At 44.4% G+C, this 21,787-nt stretch carries 18 protein-coding genes; 10 read left to right on the top strand and 8 right to left on the bottom strand.

From position 1 onward, the window contains the following. Positions 1–16 precede the first annotated feature (16 nt). Entirely contained in the window at positions 17–1,501 is a 1,485-nt protein-coding gene (mltF, locus tag KFK88_RS05015; RefSeq protein WP_223577554.1) for a membrane-bound lytic murein transglycosylase MltF, read from the bottom strand. A 173-nt stretch (positions 1,502–1,674) separates the two neighbouring features. Between mltF and purL the strand changes: the two genes are divergently transcribed. Then, positions 1,675–5,571, top strand: a complete 3,897-nt coding sequence (purL, locus tag KFK88_RS05020) for a phosphoribosylformylglycinamidine synthase (RefSeq protein WP_223577671.1) — start codon at positions 1,675–1,677, stop codon at positions 5,569–5,571. A gap of 387 nt (positions 5,572–5,958) precedes the next feature. On the opposite strand, the gene KFK88_RS05025 is transcribed toward purL, so the two are convergent. From KFK88_RS05025 to KFK88_RS05045, 5 genes are all read right to left on the bottom strand, one after another. Next, complete coding sequence (locus tag KFK88_RS05025) at positions 5,959–6,291, bottom strand: hypothetical protein (RefSeq protein WP_223577555.1); 333 nt, start codon at positions 6,289–6,291, stop codon at positions 5,959–5,961. A 420-nt stretch (positions 6,292–6,711) separates the two neighbouring features. Then, complete coding sequence (locus KFK88_RS05030) at positions 6,712–7,041, bottom strand: hypothetical protein (protein ID WP_223577556.1); 330 nt, start codon at positions 7,039–7,041, stop codon at positions 6,712–6,714. A gap of 23 nt (positions 7,042–7,064) precedes the next feature. Then, positions 7,065–7,547, bottom strand: a complete 483-nt coding sequence (locus tag KFK88_RS05035; RefSeq protein WP_223577557.1) for a hypothetical protein — start codon at positions 7,545–7,547, stop codon at positions 7,065–7,067. After that, on the bottom strand, positions 7,544–7,765 hold the full coding sequence (locus KFK88_RS05040; RefSeq protein WP_223577558.1) for a hypothetical protein: 222 nt from the start codon (positions 7,763–7,765) through the stop codon (positions 7,544–7,546). The genes KFK88_RS05035 and KFK88_RS05040 overlap by 4 nt, the downstream gene beginning before the upstream one ends. A 12-nt stretch (positions 7,766–7,777) precedes the next feature. Then, complete coding sequence (locus KFK88_RS05045; RefSeq protein WP_223577559.1) at positions 7,778–9,061, bottom strand: hypothetical protein; 1,284 nt, start codon at positions 9,059–9,061, stop codon at positions 7,778–7,780. A 168-nt stretch (positions 9,062–9,229) separates the two neighbouring features. On the opposite strand from KFK88_RS05045, the gene gshA reads away from it, so the two are divergent. The 7 genes from gshA (at position 9,230) to KFK88_RS05080 (ending at position 16,802) form a co-directional block, all read left to right on the top strand. Next, the gene (gene gshA, locus KFK88_RS05050) at positions 9,230–10,801 is read left to right on the top strand and encodes a glutamate--cysteine ligase (RefSeq protein WP_223577560.1); all 1,572 of its coding nucleotides are present in this window, start codon (positions 9,230–9,232) and stop codon (positions 10,799–10,801) included. 116 nt (positions 10,802–10,917) lie between these two features. Beyond that, on the top strand, positions 10,918–12,492 hold the full coding sequence (gene putP, locus KFK88_RS05055; protein ID WP_396326644.1) for a sodium/proline symporter PutP: 1,575 nt from the start codon (positions 10,918–10,920) through the stop codon (positions 12,490–12,492). Beyond that, positions 12,492–12,971 (top strand): GNAT family N-acetyltransferase, encoded by a 480-nt coding sequence (locus KFK88_RS05060; RefSeq protein WP_223577562.1) that lies wholly within the window; start codon positions 12,492–12,494, stop codon positions 12,969–12,971. The genes putP and KFK88_RS05060 overlap by 1 nt, the downstream gene beginning before the upstream one ends. 143 nt (positions 12,972–13,114) lie before the next feature. Further along, positions 13,115–13,567 carry a universal stress protein gene (locus KFK88_RS05065; RefSeq protein ID WP_223577563.1) on the top strand — a complete coding sequence of 151 codons (453 nt, stop codon included), beginning with the start codon at positions 13,115–13,117 and terminating at the stop codon, positions 13,565–13,567. A 96-nt stretch (positions 13,568–13,663) separates the two neighbouring features. Beyond that, positions 13,664–15,268: an alkaline phosphatase family protein gene (locus tag KFK88_RS05070; RefSeq protein WP_223577564.1), complete on the top strand. Its 1,605-nt coding sequence runs from the start codon at positions 13,664–13,666 to the stop codon at positions 15,266–15,268. A 100-nt stretch (positions 15,269–15,368) separates the two neighbouring features. Next, entirely contained in the window at positions 15,369–16,016 is a 648-nt protein-coding gene (locus KFK88_RS05075; RefSeq protein ID WP_223577565.1) for a SatD family protein, read from the top strand. Between the two features lie 36 nt (positions 16,017–16,052). Then, the gene (locus KFK88_RS05080) at positions 16,053–16,802 is read left to right on the top strand and encodes a DUF3307 domain-containing protein (RefSeq protein WP_223577566.1); all 750 of its coding nucleotides are present in this window, start codon (positions 16,053–16,055) and stop codon (positions 16,800–16,802) included. On the opposite strand, the gene KFK88_RS05085 is transcribed toward KFK88_RS05080, so the two are convergent. Further along, positions 16,799–17,647: a DUF6279 family lipoprotein gene (locus KFK88_RS05085; protein ID WP_223577567.1), complete on the bottom strand. Its 849-nt coding sequence runs from the start codon at positions 17,645–17,647 to the stop codon at positions 16,799–16,801. The two genes, KFK88_RS05080 and KFK88_RS05085, sit on opposite strands and share 4 nt — an antisense overlap. A 232-nt stretch (positions 17,648–17,879) precedes the next feature. Here KFK88_RS05085 and KFK88_RS11995 point away from each other — a divergent pair, with 232 nt between their 5' ends. After that, positions 17,880–20,033 (top strand): pilin, encoded by a 2,154-nt coding sequence (locus tag KFK88_RS11995; RefSeq protein WP_317851539.1) that lies wholly within the window; start codon positions 17,880–17,882, stop codon positions 20,031–20,033. Between the two features lie 63 nt (positions 20,034–20,096). Here KFK88_RS11995 and KFK88_RS05095 read toward each other — a convergent pair whose 3' ends face one another. After that, positions 20,097–20,717 carry an FKBP-type peptidyl-prolyl cis-trans isomerase gene (locus KFK88_RS05095; RefSeq protein ID WP_223577568.1) on the bottom strand — a complete coding sequence of 207 codons (621 nt, stop codon included), beginning with the start codon at positions 20,715–20,717 and terminating at the stop codon, positions 20,097–20,099. Between the two features lie 167 nt (positions 20,718–20,884). Between KFK88_RS05095 and KFK88_RS05100 the strand changes: the two genes are divergently transcribed. Further along, entirely contained in the window at positions 20,885–21,787 is a 903-nt protein-coding gene (locus KFK88_RS05100; protein WP_223577569.1) for a recombination-associated protein RdgC, read from the top strand.

Consider the following 21,787-nt stretch of genomic DNA (forward strand, 5'->3'; position numbering starts at 1 on the left):
AGCCTCAAACTCAGAATTAATTGCTCTCTTCCGTTTCCTCGTCAACATCTCCCTGCTGTTTCATCGCTTCTTCGATGACTTCATCTGCAGGCTCGATTTCGCCGTCTGTTGTTTCTTCTTCTAGCTCAATGATTCCAGGTTTTGGTTCCTCGACTTTCTTTAACACCTGATAATAACGACGAATGTTATTCACATACTTTACGGGCTCATCACCGCGAGCGTAGCCAAACCGTGTCTTGGAGTACCATTTCTTTTGACGCAGCAATGGCAAGAACTTTTTAACGACTAACCATTTGTCAGGATTCTCTCCAGCCTGATCGGCTAACCGACGAGCATCTTCTAGGTGGCCGAAACCAACGTTGTAGCCTGCTAAAGCAAACCATGTGCGATCTGGGTCACCAATCCGTTCAGGAATCTTTTGCTTCATTAGTCTAAAGTAATCTGCGCCGCCTTTAATGCTCTGCTCAGGGTCTAAGCGATTTTCAATACCTAATTGTCCAGCGGTATCCAGAGTAAGCATCATCAGACCACGTACACCTGTTGGGGAGCGAGCATCAGGTTCCCAGTGGGACTCTTGATAGCCCATGGCCGCTAAGAAGCGCCAATCAAGGTCATCACCGGCAGCTTCATAGAAGAAAGACTTAAACTCCGGTAGTTTACTTTCGATAGCGCGGTGGAAAGCACGGCTGCCGACATAGTCAAATTTAGATAAATGTCCGTAATAACGTTCAACAAGGTATGATAAGGTGCCATCTTCTCGTATTTTGCTAAAAAACTCGATGGCCTTGATGAACAAGCTGTTGTCACCATTTTTGTTGAATACCCAAGCCAGCTCTTCAGGCTCAGAAACACTAAAGGCAACTGCGAGCTCGGGTTGCACCTGTCGCATTAAATCAAGTTCATTAGAGTCGACAATGGTGTATTTAATTTCTCCTGAGAGCACCATGTCTAACAGATCCTGCGATGTTAAATCGGTGCGCTCGGTCCAGCTCAGTTCAGGATAGTCTTTTTGAATTTCATATAAATCTTCAGAGTGAGAGCTATTCGCTATCACGGTCAACTGTTGATCAATTTGTGAAAAGTCACGCGGGCGGTCGGTACCCTTAAGATAGACTAGCTTACTGGTGATGCTCTGATAAGGAGGGCCGAAGCGTAAACGCTCCTGGCGCTGCTTGGTTACCGTTAGACCAGCCGCTGCGAAGTCCACTTTACCATTTTCGACTTCGCTAAGGATTTTTGCGATATCGTTGTGCGTTACGATTTCGACTCGAACCCCTAAGTCTTCGGCAAATAACTTGACCAGCTCATACTCAAAACCTGAAAACCCTTTCTCACCGACAGACATAGTGGTTGGCGAGATTCGGCTGTAGACCTTGATATAGCCCTGTTCTTGGATGCGTTGTAGTTGTGTTTTTTGCTGATAATCGCATGAAGTCAGGCCGCCGGTGGCGATGAGAAATAGCGTAATATGGGCAAGTTTTTTATAGAAGCTTGTTATCATTAACTATTATTACTTGTTGAGTAACTACCTGCATTATGAAGGTAAATACTAAAAAAGTGCAAATTTAAGCGTTTAAATTTCCTCAATGACTTATCAAAAAGTCCCAGATGGAGTAAAATTTGCGCACTAATTGGTATCCACCCCTCATACAGTTTAGAGAAGCCGAGAAGTTTATGCTCATACTACGCGGAAATCCTGCCTACTCACAGTTCCAAAAACAACGTTTACTCGAAGAAGCCAGCGCTATAGAACCTAGAATTGCTGAGGTTTACGGCGAATTTGTGCACTATGTTCATGTCAGTGCGGAACTGACAGATGACGAATTACAGGTATTAAAGCGCTTACTTGAGTACGGGCCTGATCGCGCTGCCAGTGAGCATACTGGACACCGTATGATTGTGGTGCCTCGCCCGGGTACGATTTCGCCTTGGTCGTCGAAAGCGACGAATATCGCGCAAAACTGTGGTTTGGATAAAATCATTCGCATTGAGCGTGGCGTTGCGGTTTACTTTAATAACCCTGAAGGTCAGCCTCTTAACGCTGAACTGGCTGAGAAACTGAAACCGCTGGTTCATGACCGCATGACTCAAGCCGTGCTTACGGAACACAGCGAAGCTGAGCAGTTGTTTGTTCAGGAAAGCCCAAAACCTTACTCGACAGTGGATATTCTAAACGGTGGGCGTCAAGCGCTAGAGGTTGCCAACGTTGAAATCGGTTTGGCGTTAGCAGAAGACGAGATTGATTATTTGGTCGATAGCTTTACTCAACTAGGTCGTAACCCTGTTGATGTTGAGCTAATGATGTTTGCGCAGGCGAACTCAGAGCATTGCCGCCACAAGATTTTCAACGCCTCTTGGACCATCGACGGTATTGAGAAAGACTTGTCATTATTCAAAATGATTAAAAACACCTACGCCACCAACTCTGAAGGCGTATTATCGGCATATAAAGATAACGCTGCGGTATTTGAAGGCTTTAGCGCGCACCGTTTCTTCTCTAACGCAGAAACTAACGAATACGAGTACCACTTAGAGCCCGTTCATGTGTTGTGTAAAGTAGAAACACACAACCACCCAACTTGTATTTCTCCGTATCCAGGTGCATCAACCGGTTCGGGCGGTGAAATTCGTGACGAAGGCGCGACAGGTATTGGTGGTAAACCAAAAGTCGGCTTAACCGGCTTTACGGTATCCAACTTACGAGTTCCAGGTTATGAGCAACCTTGGGAAACTGATTTCGGTAAACCTGAGCGTATCGTAACGGCTCTGGACATTATGCTGGAAGGCCCGATTGGTGGTGCGAGCTTTAATAACGAGTTCGGTCGTCCTGCGGTTAACGGGTATTTCCGTACCTTTGAAGAAGAGTTTACCTTTGAATATGGCACAGAAGTTCGTGGTTACCACAAGCCAATCATGATTGCTGGCGGTATGGGTAACATTCGCGAGCAACACGTCGAAAAGAAAGAAATTAAGCCAGGCTACAAAGTTGTGGTACTCGGCGGTCCTGCCATGCTTATCGGCTTAGGCGGCGGTGCAGCTTCATCAATGGCGTCAGGTTCGAGCCAAGAAGATTTAGATTTTGCTTCAGTCCAGCGTGATAACCCAGAAATGGAGCGTCGTTGCCAAGAAGTGATTGATCGCTGTTGGGCGATGGGCGAACGTAACCCGATTGAATTTATTCACGACGTTGGCGCTGGCGGTTTATCCAACGCTATCCCTGAGCTAGTGCACGATGGCGAGCGTGGCGGTAAGTTCGAATTACGCCGTGTGCCTAACGCTGAAAAAGGCATGGCGCCAGTAGAAATTTGGTGTAACGAAGCGCAAGAGCGTTATGTGTTGGCGGTTTCTCCAGATAATGTTGAACAGTTTGAAGCGATTTGTTCACGTGAGCGCTGTCCGTTTGCGATTGTAGGTGAGGCGACTGAAGAACTACATCTTGAACTCAACGATGAGCACTTTGACAACAAGCCAGTTGATTTGCCGATGGACATTTTGTTTGGCAAACCACCGAAGATGCATCGTGAAGCGAAAACGTTATCAAAACCTTCGACTGAGCTTCCAAAAATTGATGATATTAACGAAGCCGTTGATCGTATCTTGGCATTGCCAGCGGTTGCAGATAAGACCTTCCTAATCACTATTGGTGATAGGACTGTTGGTGGTATGGTGTCGCGCGATCAGATGGTTGGTCCATGGCAGGTACCAGTGGCGGATTGTGCGGTAACGACTTCGACGCACAACAGCTACACGGGCGAAGCCATGGCTATGGGCGAACGTACGCCTGCGGCATTACTCGATAGCGCCGCAGCAGCGCGTATGGCGGTCGGCGAAGCGGTGACGAATATCGCGGCATCAAAAATTGATGACATTAAAAAGATTCGTTTGTCAGCAAACTGGATGGCGGCTGCGGGCGCGCCAGGCGAAGATGCGAACCTTTATGAAGCAGTGCAAGCTGTCGGCATGGAGCTTTGCCCTGAATTAGGCATTACCATTCCTGTCGGTAAAGACTCGATGTCGATGAAGACTGTATGGGAAGAAGACGGACAGAAGAAAAGCGTTACTTCGCCACTATCATTGATTATCACTGCTTTCGCACCAGTAACTGACGTGCGCAAAAGTTTAACGCCACAACTCAGAACCGACATCGGAGAAACTGAGCTGCTATTAATCGACCTAGGTCGCGGCAAAAACCGTCTAGGCGCAACGGCCTTTACTCAGGTTTATAAATTATTAGGTAAAGAACCAGCTAACGTTGATTCAAGTGATGACCTACGCAACTTCTTCAATGCCGTACAAGAGTTGAATCAGTCGGGCCTAGTCAGCGCTTACCACGACCGTTCAGATGGCGGTCTATTAACGACTCTAGTTGAAATGGGCTTTGCTGGTAACTGTGGTGTTAGCGTAGATTTAACAGGTCTAAACGGCACGGCAGAAGAAATTCTATTCAATGAAGAGCTGGGTGCTGTGCTACAGGTTCCTGCTTCTAAGCGTCAAGACGTTGAAGCACTACTGAAAGCGCATAATGTTGATGAATACAGTCACTTCATTGGCGTGCCAGCAGAAACCAAAACCTTCAGCGTGACTAAAGACGATCAAGACATTATCTCTCGCGAGATGAAAGACTTGCGTGCGATTTGGTCTGAACTGACGTATCACATGCAAAAGCTACGTGATAACCCTCAGTGCGCCGAAGAAGAGTATCAAACGAAACTAGATCTTGATAACCCAGGTCTTAAGCCACAACTGACTTTCGATATTCACGAAAACATTGCAGCACCAATGATCAACGGTGGTGTTCGTCCGCGTGTTGCAGTATTGCGTGAACAAGGTGTTAATAGTCACCTAGAAATGGCGGCGGCGTTAACCAAAGCTGGATTCGAATGTATCGACGTTCACATGAGCGATATTTTGAGCGGTCGCGTTAGCCTGAAAGACTTTATCGGTGCCGTCGCTTGTGGTGGCTTCTCGTACGGTGACGTACTTGGTGCTGGTGAGGGCTGGGCTAAGTCAATTCTATTTAACAGCCGTGCTCGTGACGAGTTCGAAGCCTTCTTTAAGCGTGAAGACACTTTCAGCTTAGGTATTTGTAACGGCTGTCAGATGATGTCGAACTTGAAAGAACTGATTCCTGGTGCTGATCATTGGCCACACTTCGTCAAAAACGAATCGGCTCAGTTCGAAGCACGCTTTGCCATGGTTGAAGTCGCTAAGTCACCATCGTTATTTATGCAAGGCATGGAAGGTTCGCGCCTACCAATCGCCGTATCGCATGGTGAAGGTCGCGCGCAATTCGGCTCAGACCAAGCCGCGCAACAAGTTAACGAATCAGGCTTAGTCACAGCACGCTACGTTAACAACTACGGCGATATCGCTGACACTTACCCAGCCAATCCAAACGGCTCACCACACGGCATTACCGGCCTAACCACGACAGACGGCCGCGTTACTATCATGATGCCACACCCAGAGCGTGTTGCGCGTACGGTGCAGAATTCATGGAGACCGGATGAGTGGAGGGAAGATGGGGCTTGGCAGAGGATCTTTTACAACGCCCGCAAGCACATTGGCTAAATTTTAAATAGTCTTTTCCCTCCAATACTGCGTTATAAGACTTTTTCGAGGTGCTCACTTACTGCTAGTAAGCTCCGCGTCTCAAAAAGTCTTATGCCTTGTCTTGAAGAAAAAATCCTGCTTTAAAAGCTACTGATTAAACTGAGATATCGCCTTGAAAGAAAACTCTGATTTTACAGTTTGGGAGGACTTTGGGGTTAAAGTGCTCATTTGCTACTAGCAAACTCCGCGAGCTAAAAAGCTTTACGCCTTGTCTTAAACAAAAATCTAAGCTTTCACCTAACCGAAGCCATTCTAAATTTCACGTCACTCCCGCGTAGGCGGGAATCTCAAAAACTAGCGCTAAAACCTCGAAATCACTAACGTTCTTTCGAGGCTAAGCTGTAGCTATTTTTCATTGACCCAGCTCACAGTCGGCTTGTTCTCTGAAAGTACGTTTAGTATGTCGTCCATTGATATAAAAGAAAAGTGAGTTACATTGTGGTTTATATATTCTACCTCTGTGTAAATGGTTGCTGCATATTGGTTAGCCCACTTAGAGTTTGAAATAATTAGAGTGGGATATGTCCAATTCTCGAATCCTTCTCTGGAGCATGTTGGTAAATCAGGTGGTAGCTCAATAATACCATAGCTTTCATCTTCCCACTGCAAAGCTATGGGGTTAGTGAAGACAAACTTTAGGTCTTTATTAAGGCCACCAATAACTCTAGAAAAATGCATTATGATTATTAACTTTGGATCTCGTTCAGCGTTCCATTGGTAGGAGATATCCGAACATGGACAGTCAATTTCTTTAAATACTTCCCACTTAATAGTGAACTCCTTAATACGATTTTTGTAATTTTTTACTAAACTACTCGTAATATATTATCGTAGTCTAGCTGTTTTGTTTTAACTATAAGGCTAGCTCCAATTACCCCTTAAAGCTAGCCGAGTGAGGCAAAGTTATAGCGTAAATTAGGCAGGAAGCCTAATTTAGCTAAAACGAAACATGGATGTTTCGTTTAGCGACGCGTGATTAACTTTGTTGAGCGAGGGGAGTGCGAAGCACCTAGCGTCTGGGGTGGGCTTCTCTTTGGTTACTTTCTCTTGACCAAACAAGAGAAAGTAACTCGCTGTAAGAGCGAAACCACTATTAACCTATACTCCCGCCATTAAACTCGCGACTAAAGCAGTCAATAACACAGCTAAGATAACCTGCACGATGGCTATCAGTACACTTTTGATAAAGCTTGTGCCTAAAACGAGCATATAGGCGATGGCTGCGACAGGCACGGTGACAAGCCAACCGTAGGTATTGTCTAAGTTTGGGAAGAAGTAGTTTACGCCATATTGGAATAGGGCGGAGACGATTAGGGCGAAAAGACAGTTGAAGAAGCCTGTATTTTTGGCGCCGATGAACTGTGCGGCAAACTTTAGTGGTAATACAAGTAGGACAACTACAATTATTAAACTGATTAATGCTTCCATATCGGGTTCCTTCTTTTATTTGCCTAAGGAGTCGATTCTAATTGATTGTCTGACGCTTTTCTAAGGTTGATCATCAAACTAACGCGATCCCTCTCAAACCGGTAACCAAAGCTGAGTAATTCTCCAAAGATTACGCCACAACCAAAGTCTTGGTTGCTGCTTAAGCTAGGGATTTTCTCGATTCTTTGTGATATCCACTTCTTGGCTTGTTTATTCATCTTGCTATTTTCAGCTGTGACCTCTTGCCATACTTTGGGATATTGAGGCTTCACCTCAGTTTCAATTTCTCTAAGCGAAGTATGTATCTTCTTGACCAGGTTCGGAAAGTCTTTATCGAGCAGTTCTCCGCATGAGCTATTTTTAAACTCTGTATAGAGTTGAGCGGTCCCTACTAACTTTTCTAAATCTTTTGTTATAAACAGTTCGTCATCTGTGGTTGCTTCAGCAGCAAACGGCGCTGTTAGGGTAAGGGCAATGATACTTAAAGCCTTCTTAGTAAGGTTCATGATGCTTTTCTCGCAGAAAATAAGTTGTAAACCATCATACCGATAAAGAACAGACCAAAGAACACGCCGATATCGATAAGTAGCTTGCCTATATCAAAAGGATCTTTGAATAAACTGTAGTTAAAGTCCATAAAGTGAAAAATGGCTTTTGAGCCAAAAAATGCGATTAGGAAGGCGACAAACATTTGTGCCATTGAGGGTTTGTTCTTATTACTCATATTAATTTCCTTTTATAGTTGTACGCATCGTACGTTTCTTGGGTCTCTATGCTGCTCAAGTGGTACGCAGAGGAGTCTTTGTTTGTCCGACTCTTCTTTAATGAAGAAGCTGCCCGTTTTGTATGGGTTAAGTTTTGCTGTGTCATACTGTTCAAGATACGACTGATTTATGTCTGCATTATGAGGCTGCTGTAATCGCCAGTTGAGGACTGCAATTTTTGCGTCTAAATCAGAAACTCTAAATATATAGTCGTCATAAGCTGCGTCAGCAACAGTGTTCAGCACCCAACCCGAATAGTTTCTGTATTTATCCATTAAGCTGAGTTCTGATGGCTTATACTTTTCTGTATCGTCAGCGTCTAATTGTTGGTGAGGAGGAAGAAGGCTCAACTCACTATACTGTCTGACGAACTCATAACGATAATTGAGTGTCATATTTTTCTTTATGACGGCTTTTTTAATTAGTGAGTACCATGGAAATTCAAAGTGATTACTCATCGCTGAGCCAGACAAAGTTTCGTACCCCATGACGTTTTTTAAACTTTTTTCCTCTAGAGATAGCTTTGTAAAGCTTTGAGGTTTTTGGATGATATTGTTGATGTACAATAGGTTATAAAACTCTAGGTTATGGTTTACCAGTGCCACATAAATCATTTTCTCTATTAAAGAACCAGACTGTGCTAACTTTGTCCGCGTCTGTTTAAGTAACTGAGAGAATTGATGATTGAGTTGATTTTCGTCGTCGATTGCTAGTAGTGCTATTAAGTTAATATTGTTGGCTTCAACTAAATGTTGGTAACGGGGCATACTTTGCCAATTACCGATAGGGTGCATAAGTTGATAATCAGGCATGTCTAAAAAGGTTTGATAGCGCGTCAGTAACGTTGCGTTATTCTGAATAAGCTTTTCAATCTTACCTTTCTTATTAACAAGCTCATTGAAACAAATGGCGTTAAACACCCTGCAAATTCTATTAGGTTGTACTCTTAGCCCATTATCAACTTGGTAGATACCGAAGTAGTCATTATCTGGCTGAGGCTTTCCTGTAACTTCAGGAATAGGCTGTGCCAATACTTTTTGGTGAATTGTTTTGCCGACTTCAATGGGATCTGCATTTTCTGGTGCCATCAGCCCTAGAAAGTAGAAATAGGCGTCATTGTCAGTGGCGACGGCTTTTTGCGTGTTTTCGATCCAGGCTTTTGTTTCTGGGGTTAAGTCGTCATCAATTTGCAGCAATCCAAGAAGGACGACTCCAAGAATGATAATGATTAGAATAATTTTGAGTAGAAATTTCATTGTTGTTCCATGCTATTAGTATCTGTCCGACGGCGAAGTATGCCATTCTACGATAGAAATCTCCAATATATGCATAGTCTGTATACATTATATAACAAACACTTATCTTCAAAATTATGAAACACTGTGGCATAGTAAGCGGACTATTTTCTATCCCGCCTATGAGCTATGTTTGAGCCTAAATTAAATAGGTCTGCTTTATCCTTTATTGAGTCAGAAGCTGCGGAAACGTTGACGCGGATTAACCGTGGTGTGGAAAAAGAAAGCCTACGAGTGACGCCTGATGGCTATTTATCTAAGCGTCCACACCCTAAAGAGTGGGGTTCGGCGTTAACCAATCAATACATTACGACCGATTATTCGGAAGCTTTGCCTGAGTTGATTACACCTGTGACTCAAGGTCGCGAAGGCCCTCGTCAGTGGTTAGATGATATTCATCGCTATATTTATCAACACATGGAGGATGAGGTGCTGTGGGTGGGCAGTATGCCGTGTATTATGACCAAGGAAGATGATGTGCCTCTGGCGGAATACGGTTCATCGAATGTGGGCATGATGAAGCATGTTTATCGCCGCGGCCTGGGGTATCGGTATGGCCGATACATGCAGACCATTGCAGGGGTGCATTATAACTTCTCGCTTCCTGACGACTTTTGGCCTGCATATCAACGGTTCTATGGTGACTCTTCTGACTTACAGGACTTTATCTCTGAGCATTATTTAGGGCTGATCCGTAACTATTTACGTTATTGTTGGTTGTTGCCTTATTTGTTTGGTGCGTCACCCGCGATTTGTAAGTCCTTCACTAAAGGTGAGGGTGGTGCTTTCTTGACGGAAGAGCCTGACGGCACCATGTACGGTGATTATGCGACGTCACTGCGCATGAGTGACTTAGGTTACCAGAATAATGCTCAAGCGAAATTTTCGATACGTCACAACGACTTGCATGAATATACAGCTGAGTTAGAGCGTGCGATTCGAACCCCTGACGAGTTCTATCAGGAATTAGGGGTTAAGGTGGATGGCGAGTACCGTCAGCTTAACGCTAACTTGTTGCAAATTGAGAATGAGTACTACGCTAAAGTCCGTCCGAAGCGTGTGATTAATAGTGGTGAGCGTCCGACACAAGCTTTAAACCGTGGTGGTGTTCAGTACATTGAAGTTCGTTCGTTAGATTTGAATCCGTTTGATCCCTTGGGGATCAGCCAGTCTCAGGTCGATTTCTTAGATGTCTTCATGCTGTTCTGTTTATTGCAGGAAAGTAAAAATCAATCGGATCGTGAAAATGCTGAGAACGACGAGAACTTCCGCCGAGTGGTTTACTATGGTCGCAAACCTGACCTTAATTTATTGCGAAATAACCGCTCTTTGCCTTTAAAAGACGCCAGTTTGCAGATTTTCGAAGAAATGCGTCCGGTTGCAGTCTTGCTCGATAAATGTAACCATACGCGTGCTTACACGAAAGCACTGTCGGAAGCCATCGAGATGGCTAACGATCCATCAAAGACCCTATCGGGCCTCTACTACGACGCTATAAAGCGTAGTGGTAAAGGATATTTTGGCTATACGATGGAGCTTTCAACGAAAGCTCAGCAACAGTTTTTATCACAAGCAGTCGAGCCGCGAATACAGGATTTATTTGCGCAGGAAGCTGAGAAATCAATCATTGATCAACAGTTGATTGAAAAGAGTGAAAATCTCAGCTTTGAAGAATATCTTGAGCAATACTTTGCTGAATAGTTCGCAGAGTCAGTTGTTGAATTATATGCTCAATTAAGAGTTGCTGGGCCAAACTAACTTAAATGTAGAGGAGTAGTATGGACTCGAGTAGTACATCTGTTTTTGAGCTTTGGGGGATGAGCATAGGGCCGATTGAGATTGCCTTCGGCCTTTATTTGGTTTTCATGTTGGCCATCGGTATTTGGGCCTATAAAAGAACGAATGATTCCAGCGATTATATGTTGGGTGGCCGTGGCCTAGGCGGCGCGGTAACGGCACTAAGTGCTGGTGCATCTGACATGAGTGGTTGGATCTTGATGGGCCTCCCTGGCGCTATCTATTTTTCTGGCTTGTCTGAATCTTGGTTAGCATTGTTCCTCGTCATTGGTGCTTATATCAACTGGAAGTTCATCGCTGGCCGTCTGCGTTCTTACACAGAAATTGCGGACAATGCTTTAACCCTTCCTGATTATTTTGCGGGTCGATTCCACGATGGCGGCAAGTGGCTACGTATTGCTGCGGTTATCGTCATGATCGTGTTCTACGGTTATTACATCGGCTCGGGCCTTGTTGCAGGTAGCAAGCTGTTTGAATCAAGCTTCGGCTACGATTACAACACGGCATTGCTCGTCAGCACTATCGTGATTATTTCTTATACCTTCCTAGGCGGTTTCTTGGCAGTAAGCTGGACAGATTTCTTCCAAGGCTTAATCATTGCGATTTCACTCGTGGTGGCACCTATTGTCTTACTCGTTGAATACAATGGTCTGACGGGTATCGTTGAAGGTGTTAAAGCGACGGGTGAGAACCTTGGCAAAGAAAACCTAGCGAGCTTTACTGCTGGCTTGTTTGATGAAAACAATGCCTTTAAGTGGATCACCTTCCTATCGCTAATGGCGTGGGGCTTGGGTTACTTTGGCCAGCCACACATCTTGGCACGTTTCATGGCGATTAAGAGCGTTAACACTGTGCCACAAGCGCGTCGCATTGGTATGACGTGGATGGCGATTTGTGTCCTTGGTGCGGTATTTATCGGTTTCGCCGGTATTGCTTATTTTGGCGGTGATTTCACAGCAAGCGAATACAAGTTACTGACGCCAGAAGAAGTCGCTGAGTTAAATACTTCGCAGGGCGCCGAGAAAGTTTTCTTATTGCTCACGCAAGCACTATTTAATCCATGGTTAGCGGGCTTCCTGTTAGCAGCGATTATGGCGGCAGTGATGAGTACCATTGATTCACAGCTTCTAGCCGTTTCAAGCTCGGTCACTGAAGATATCTACAAACCACACATGCGTCCAAACGCTTCTGAGAAAGAGCTGGTTTGGGTTAACCGCTTTGTCGTGATTCTGGTTGCGGGTATCGGTATTGGCGTTGCCATGAGCGGTAGCAAGAACGTCCTTAATCTTGTAGGCCAAGCATGGGCTGGTTTCGGTGCTGCTTTCGGACCTGTGATTATTATGTCGCTACTGTGGAAGCACATGACACGTCAAGGCGCTTTAGCCGGTATCATCGCTGGTGGTGCTTCAGTCCTAATTTGGGACTATATCGGCAATAATACCGATATCGCGTTATTTGGCCTGTATGAGCTACTCCCTGGCTTTATCATTGCAGCATTGACGATATACATTGTCAGTAAAATGACCACGGTTGGTGAGCAAACTGCCAATCAATTCGAGTGGTACAGCAATGAATTTAAGAAGTATAAAAGTTAATGAGTAACTTTGTGATTAGAGAAGCGGTGCGTTCAGACGCGCCGCTGATTCTAGAGTTCATTAAAGATCTGGCTGACTACGAGAAAATGTCAGATGACGTCGTGGCGACGGTTCAGGATATCGAGTCTACCGTCTTTGCAGATCAGCCTAAAGCATACTGTTTAATTGCTGAGAGTGATGGCCAAGCGGCTGGTTTCGCACTGTATTTTTACAGCTATTCAACGTTCTTGGGTAAGCATGGTATCTATCTTGAAGACCTGTTTGTTAAGCCTGAGTTCCGTGGCAAAAAAATCGGAATGGGCTTGTTAAAGCGTCTTGCAGAAATTGCGGTAGAGAACGACTGTAAACGCTTAGATTGGTCGGTTTTAGACTGGAATGAACCTGCGATCAACTTCTACGACTCGATTGGTGCAAAGCCACAGAAAGAGTGGTTAGGCTATCGTTTAACAGGTGACGCTCTTGATGAGTTTGCCCAATAGCCACAACGCATTTAAAAAACGCCCTTGATTGGGCGTTTTTTTTGCCCGTGCGACACTGTCCCTTAAAGTCTTAAGGTTAGGAGATTTCCCAAAATGCCTATGATAAAGTTTAGAAAGAGGCTTTATTAACCAAGGAGTTAATTATGTCATTATTTCACCATATCGTTGTTGCGGTCGATTTACGTAAAGAAAGTAAAAAGGTCATCAAAAAAGCACAAAGCGTTCTTGAAGACGGTGGCGTGATTGAATTATTGCACGTCGCTGAACCGATTGATGCAGGTCTTTGGGCTGGCGCTCCGTTCGGTGCAGTGGTGGTTAATACGGAAGACCTAGAGCAAGAAGCGCTTAAAGCCAAGAAAAAGCGCTTAAAAGAGCTAGGAAAGCACTTCAATATTTCTGAAAGTAAGCAGCACATTGAAGTCGGTAAACCGTCTCGGGTCATTAAAAAGTTCGCATCAGATCATCAGTGCGATTTAATTGTTATCGGTACCCATGGGCAAAATGGTTGGGAGCTATTACTAGGCTCAACAGCAAATGGTGTACTGCATGGTGCACCTTGTGATGTGTTAAGTGTACAGATGAAGGTGAAAAGCTAGCTCCCTGACTAGTGCAAGCCTGAGTTATACTAAGGTTGCTGATGTTGTAAAACGTTTGTGCTATTGTTTGGTCACCCTCTAAGATTTCCAGTGATCATGCGTACCATTTTTGTCATTTTAGTAGCGTTCATTTCGCTTCAGTCTTGCTTTTCTAATACTCGCAACCCTCACCAAGTAAACCAACCGAAGCTAGTGGTGTTTATCTCGATTGACCAGTGGCATCGAGATTTATTGGAGCGTTATCAGGAACATTATACCGGTGGCTTTAAAACCATTTGGGAGGATAGTCGTTTTTACACCAATGCTTACCACGACCATGCCGCAACTTTAACCGGCCCAGGGCACTCAGTCTTACTTACTGGGGTATACCCAGCAAAAACGGGTATTACGGGCAACTATTTCTACGATCGTGAAGCTGAAGAAAAGCTCTATTGTGTCGAAGACCATCATAGTCGAGTGATTGGTTCCGATGGGGCGCTAGATGAAACCGGCGTGTCGCCCAAAAATCTTTTGGTTCCGACATTAGGTGATTTACTAAAAGACTCAAACCCAGACGCTAAAGTCTTCGCAGTATCGGGGAAAGACCGCTCAGGTATTTTAATGGCGGGTAAAAAGGCCGACGGTGTTTATTGGTATGAGTCGTCAGTTGGGCAACTTGTGACATCCAGTTATTATGAAGAAACGTTGCCAGATTTTATTCAGTCTTATAACTTGGCTAGTCCTGTTGACAAGTTTAACCCCAAAGCTTGGCGTCGATTAAAGGCCGAGTCGTTCTATCTTCAGTATTCCCGTCAGGATTTATTTGCTGGTGAGAAGCTTGTAGGAAACAAAAACTTCCCCTATCAATTGGCGACTAAGTCAAGCGATGACCGCTACTTTTACTCTATGGTCAAACGAACACCTTTTGCTGATCAGTATATTTTAGATGCTGCAGAATACATTATTGATTCGCAAGATTTAGGGCTGGATGATGCCCCGGACTTGTTGGCGATTGGTTTGTCTGCAACTGACTATATTGGGCATACATGGGGGCCATATAGTCAGGAAGCTTTGGACCATATGCTCCGTTTGGATCAGTCCTTGGGACAGTTTTTTGAGACATTAACACGGCAATTTGGACAAGATGTCGTGATCGCACTATCTGCGGATCATGGGGTACAACCATTACCTGAATATTTGGCACAGCAAGGTACGGATGCTCGTCGTATTCCGACAATGACACTTCTTGATGATATCGCTGCGATAGAGTCTAACCTCCGTTTTGAGTTTGGTTTCGATGAGCCGCTAATTGAGTTTAAAGAGGAGTCGTATCCTTTCTTTCATCTTAAGTTAACTCCTCAGCAGAAGCGTCGTTTTGCGGAGGAAGTAGAGAAGCTTGATTATATTGAGCGAGTGGTGATTGGTGACGAACTTGATACGTCGCAAGATGAAGTCTCTGGATACGTTGCTAAAGCTTATTACCAGCCTCGCTCAAGTGATATTTATTGGATCTATAAAGAAAACTATCTTGCCAACCGCAGTCTTGGAACAACTCATGGCTCTATCCATAAGTACGATCAGCATGTACCGATTGCCTTTATTGGCGGGGGACTGAAGCCAGCGCATGTTACGGAAAGCGTTAGTACTACTGATATTGCACCAACCTTAGCGCACATTCTTGGCATAGATTTTGATCAATTTGATGGAAGCGCGTTGCCTTAAGGGGGTTATACGGAAATTAGCGTATACTTGATATTATACGTAAAAAAGCGTATATTTGCTCATATACGTAAATTAGCGTATATTTACCGAGGCCAAGTTTATGAATAATCAAGCCGGTCACTTTGAGAAAGAGCTTCCTCAAGTAGCCGTTATTACAGGCGATATCGTTAACTCGCAACAGAGTGAGCAGAGCCTTGAGTGGCTTTCAGTGTTGAAAGACTACTTATCACGGTATGGTGGTAGCCCCAAAGACTGGCAGGTATATCGAGGCGATAGTTTTCAGTTGATAGTGTACCAACCAGAAGATGCTTTCCGCGTGGCTCTGCATCTAAAAGCCGTAATTAAACGCTTAAAAGATTTGGATGTGCGAATGGCGATCGGGGTCGGCACCCTAGAGCACCATGCTGATCAAGTGTTGCAATCGAATGGCGAAGCCTTCGTTTATTCGGGACGAAAGTTCGATTCTCTCAAAAAACAAACACTGGCTGTAAAAACTCCTTGGCAAGATGTCGATAAAGCGATTAACCTGTTGATCAAATTAGCGTTGTTAACAATCGATGATTGGCCTGAAACCAGCGCTGACGTAGTTGCCGCGAGCTTAGAGCACCCGCAAGCAACACAAAAAGAAATAGCCGCGCTACTGTCTATTCCTCAAAGTCGGGTCAGTGAGCGCCTGTCGCGCGCAGGCTTCGACGCGATAAAGGATGTGGAGCGCTATTATCGCGAAGCGATATTAAAAAGATTATAGCCGCGAAGCGAGATGAAAACGAATACAGGGTAGGTCATGACCATATTATTATTAAAATTATTGATGGCACATTTAGTCGCTGACTTTCTAATCCAACCACTTTCTTGGATTAAGGATAAGGAGCAGAAAGCTTTTGTCTCGAAAAAGCTGATCTGGCACTCCTTGGTTCATGCGCTGTTATACGCTATGGCTTTTGCTTTTGCGCCACAATACTGGCTGGGTTGGTTGATTTTGGTGGTATCGCATTACCTGATTGATGGCTTGAAATCGATTTGTCATCGTTCTGTGGTACAGGATAAATCGTTATTCTTTAACCGTCGTAGCTTATTCATCATTGACCAATTACTACATATCACCATTATTTTTGCAGTAGTCGGCTATTACTTCCCAGACCTATATCAAGTATCTTTTAACCTAGAGCAGTTATGGTTACTGGCGATTGCTCTGTTATTGCTGACCAGAGTATCGTCTATCGTTATCAAGGTGCTCATTTCACGTTGGACGCCGCTGAATGTCGATGATCCTGGAAAAACTAACCATTCATTGGCGAATGCTGGAAGTTATATAGGCTTTTTAGAGCGGTTGTTTATTTTCGTGTTTATCGTGACTAACCACTGGGAAGGGGTTGGTTTTCTTCTTGCCGCGAAATCAGTCTTTCGATTTGGCGATCTGAAAGAAGCTCATGACCGCCGTTTAACCGAATACATCTTGATTGGAACCTTGATCAGCTTTGGTTTGGCCATCGCTATCAGTTTAGGTTATGTCTATTTCAAAGCTCTGGTTTAATCCGCGTCTTTGATTAAATCCTTAAAGTCTTCGCGATAATTATCAAGGTACTCAACGAAGTGTTCAATTTGTTCATCGGACAAGGTGTTGAAGAGTTTAAGTTGATAATCCTTTCGAAGACTATCATTGGTCTCAGAACGCTTTACGAGCTCGGGGGAGCGCAGCTGTCGTGGATTGCGAAGTAAGCTACGCAGTGCTTTTTGACCTGACTTAGACTGACGTTCTTTTAAAGCTAAAGAGAATGCTTCTCGCCATTGCTTCAAGTATTCAAAGCGTAATTCACCGGTAGGCTTCATGCTCCGAGTCATCTCAGTGATTAGCGCTTCCTGCTCATCAGTCAGATCGTCAAACCATTCTTCAAAACCTTCTATTGAGCTATCAATAGCATTGTCTAAACGTTCCTCTGGTGATTCTTCAAAATATTCTTCGGACTGCTTTTTGGCAGATGCGCTGATGTTTTTCATCAACTCATCAACTTGCTCATCGTTTAACTGAGCGAGTTCAGCGATCATATCGTCAAGTGCTCTATCGAGGATGGTGTGGTAGAAATTGAGTAATCGATCACCGTAGGCATCGTAGTTTTCGGGGACTGTTCTGTTTCTTAGATCTGCAGTAACGTCATCAATAAACTGGTTATAGCGGGGTAATTGAGTGGTGCGGTGCCAATAGGCGTGCTTTTCTACCAGCGCTTCGATACGTTCTTCTTGTTCGGAGCTTAAAGTGACGTAATCATCCGCGTACCAAGTCGATAGCCAAGCAATACGGTTATACCAAAACTGAAAGCCACAGCCCTGTAGGGAAAAAAGTGCCAGCGCGATAATGATAATTCTTGTTGGGGACTTCAAATGTTGATCCTCTTGTGAATGTGACTATAACCTAGGCAATTAACAGTTATTTAGCAAATATATCCTGTATCAAAATATGAATACTAACCCATCGGCCTGAATATTATGTGAATTTAAAACCCGTATTGGCTTTGTGTTAATTGAGAAAAATAACGGACCGTAATACACTGAGCGATGATTTTGCAGGGGCCTTCCCTAAAGGACGTTATATAAAAAAGATACAGAGGATTCCATGAATACATTGTTTACTGGCGGTTTATCGCTTAAGAAAGTGTTGGTCGCTTCGCTTGTTTGGGGATTGATTCTTACTGGGTGCTCAGACTCAGAGAAAAAAAGTACAGCGAAGCCAAGTTTTGATGTCGAGAAATTAACTCAGAGTGCTTGGTTATATAGTGCTTTGCCCGAAAACACCGTGGCTTACGCGCGAGTGCCTAACCCTTGGGCGGGCTTTTCAGCTAAAGACGATAGCTTCAAGTATGCTCTTGGTAACGAACATCACGTGAAAGCTGTTAAGCAGATCCAGAAAGGGGTGCATGACAATATCATTAGCCATCTAGGGGATGAGGTTAAGCCTTTAGCGCAGTTTTATGTGGAGCATACCAAAGGGCCCGTGGAACTGGCATTCGTTAGTCAAAATGGCCAGCCAGTAGTATTTGTGGGGACGCGTTTAGATTATAGCGATGACAAAAGCTTCAATGCGGGTTTTTCTGAGCTGGTAAAAAATATACCGAATGCTAACGTGATGCCCCAAGAAGGCGAAGCCAAAGGCATCGTGAGCTTTGGTAGAGGCGCTGCGGTGTATTACCGTTATAACTCGAGTGAGCAACAGTTGTTGTTAATTAGCGGCATGGGAACGTCTGTGACTAGCCTTGAGAATGCCGCCTCGACTATCAAGCCAAATCAAAAACATGAAATGCTAAAGCTAGAAGGGGACATAGATTCCAGCCATGAAGGTTTATTCTTCTGGGCAAGTCCGAAGAATGCCCTGCCGTTTATGCAAATGGGCATGCAGCCACAGCAACTAGCAAAGCTAAAAGAGCTTGGCTTTGATAAAGCGGAAGGTGTTGCGTTCGGTTACGGCGTCAGTGGCGGTAAGACGCGTTTAAAGCTACTGCTGGATATGCCGATTGACGATCAGAACCGTTACCTTCCAGCTGTCAGCAATACTATTAATGTTAAATCGGTTGGTACACCAAAATGGGCTTCTGTTATTTCGATTCCAACCGCTGAGCAAAGTGAAAAACTTATCACTAAGCTCTATGAGGCTGGAGTAGAAGATGTGCAGTCTTGGCAGGATATCAATACCGGCATGGAAAAAGAGATTGGGTTGAGTTTAGAGACATTACTCAATACCTTTGGGCCAGAAGTGACCTTTTTCAGTGACAAGGTTGGTATGTTTGCAGCCGTTAGTTATAACGAAGGCAGCATAGATGCTTTGCTTAAGAAAGCTCGAGAATCAGTAGAAGTCGAATACAAAACGTATTCTAAAAATTCAACGGAAATACACCACCTGTCGATAGCAGCTCTTGGCGGAGCTAATGATTTTGATAGTCAGTCGAATGGAGAGTCAAAACTCCCTGTTGCTTTAATGAAAAACTATCACGAAAACATTTTTTGGGTAGTTGAGGGAGGCCAGGTGATTTTTGCATCTGTTCCACAGCTACTATTGGAGAGGCAGGAGCGCGGTGCCGACACGTCTATTGGTGACTGGCTAAAAAGCCAACAGGGTTATAATCCAGAAGGGACTTTGCTTGGATTCTCGTCATCAGTTGACGGCTTATCACGAAGCAGTTACCACTATTACCTTGAGTTGTTAATGATTCTATCGGATTTGACGGGTGCGGATGTAGATTTACTGTCTTTCCCTACGGCTAATCAGCTAGGGTTCCCTGAAAAAGGTGCGATCAGTTTTGGCTTACGTTCAGACAAGAGCATCTTAGGTTTGGAGTTTGCGTTTGAGAATGGTGGCACTGACCTACTACACGGTCTTGGCTCAACTAGCTCAATTGCGGTTATCGGTATCTTGGCCGCTGTTGCAATACCGGCTTATCAAGACTATACCGTAAGAGCTCAAATGTCTGCTGCGACTTATGCCGCTGAAGCTGTGAAGGTGCAAATTACGCAGGCTTTGATGCTGGGTGCTAAGGTTGAGGATTTGGACAATGGCTATGAAAGTATTCAAGCAGCAGAAGAATACGAAAACTCATTGATTGAGAAGATTGTGGTCAATGATGGTGTGATTACCATGTTCTTCAAGAATGAACGCTTGGGTTATGGTCCCCAGACTTTGGTCTATGTCCCGATGTTTGATGGCGACCGAATTAGTTACTGGGATTGTACTGGCGGTACTGTCGCAGAAAAGTATCGACCGGTTCAGTGTAGATAGTTTGAGATACTAAACAAAAAAAGGTGAGCAAGTGCTCACCTTTTTTACGTTCGAAGAAAATTATTAAGCGACGATGTCTAATAATTCAATCTCGAAAACTAATGCTTGGTAAGGGCCGATAGCGCCGCCAGCGCCACGCTCACCATAAGCAAGGTTATATGGAACATAAAGTTTCCACTTAGAGCCAACAGGCATTTTTTGAAGTGCTTCAGTCCAACCAGCAATTACGCCGCCAACAGGGAACTCGGCTGGTTCGCCGCGCTTATACGAGCTGTCGAACTCTTGACCATTAACCAATGTGCCGGCATAGTGAGTTTTTACCGTAGAGTCAGCAGTAGGAACTTCGCCAGAGCCTTCTGTGATCACTTCGTATTGAAGGCCACTATCAAGTACTGTTACTTCATCACGCTTCGCGTTTTCAGCAAGGAAAGCTTCGCCTTCGGCAGCAAATTCTTTTGCTTTCTTAGCGTTTTCTTCTTCAACTATTTTTTGGATTTCTTGGAAGGCCGCGTTTAGGTCTTCATTCGAAACTTGTGATTCGTTGCCTGCGAAAGCGTCTTGGATGCCGGCGATGACTGCATCAATGGTAACGCCTGGGAATGCGCCGCTTACCTGTTGGCCCATTTGAAGGCCAATACCGTATGAAGCTTTTGCTTCAGTTGTAGAAAAGTCAGTAGTTGACATGTTGTCTCCAATATTGTGTCTAAGGTGTACTAATGGGGGCGAAAGCGAGGATTTAAAGCGCTTGTAGCGTGAATTCTTTAGTTTAATGTAAAAACAGTAAAAGATGACTGGTCACAGACCAAGGTTTTGGCATAATAGCCCCTCTCAACTCCAATCGACTCAGCGTTATGTGGTTTAAAAATTGTTTTATTTATTATCTCAGCTCAGACTTCGAGCACTCTCAAGAGTCACTTCAAGAACTTCTTCAAAATCAGTCATTTAAAGAAATAGGACGGCAGGAAACCGACGCTTTTGGATGGGTTTCTCCGTTGGGCCGAGGCTATGAGTCATTGGTTTATGGTGCTAACGGTGCTTACTTGTTATCGATGCGCAAGGAGCAGAAAGTGATTCCAGCCAGTATGGTAAAGGAAGCCTTAGAAGACCGCGTCGCACAAATCGAAGACGCTGAAGGGAGAAAAGTCTACGGCAAAGAAAAAGCGACCTTGAAAGACGATATTTTAAGCTTGCTTAAACCCAAAGCCTTAACGAAGTCGAGCCATATTTATGGCTATATTGATACACGTCATGAGCTACTTGTGGTTAACGCCGGCAGTGCCAGCGCTGCAGATGCCTTCATAGAACTATTAATTGAGTCGCTAGGATCGCTTGGGGCTGTGCGCCTGATGGGTGAAGAGAGTCCAGGCGCTATCATGAATCAATGGGTATTAGGCGATTTACCTGACGGTATCGAGATGACGGGACAGTTTGATCTTCAAGATCCCAAAGATGACCGCGTGGTGAAAATTAAAGGTGAGCAAGATCTAGGGTTGGTACAAGAATTGCTGGATGATGGTTACTGGGTTCAAAAGCTGGGGATTCGACGCGCGGATGAGTTTAGTGCAGTATTAACCAGTGACTTGTTATTGAAAAGCATTAAGTTTGATGACGAGTTGCTCAAGGAAAATGACGATATTGACTCACAAGAGCGCTTAGCGCGCTTCGACGCTGATTTTGTGTTGATGACACAAACTATGGCACAATTTATCAAAGAGCTGATAAAGCACTTCAAAGTGAATACTGATAAGGAATAA

Origin of the sequence: Kangiella taiwanensis, assembly GCF_020005165.1 — a bacterium.
GTDB lineage: Bacteria > Pseudomonadota > Gammaproteobacteria > Enterobacterales > Kangiellaceae > Kangiella > Kangiella taiwanensis.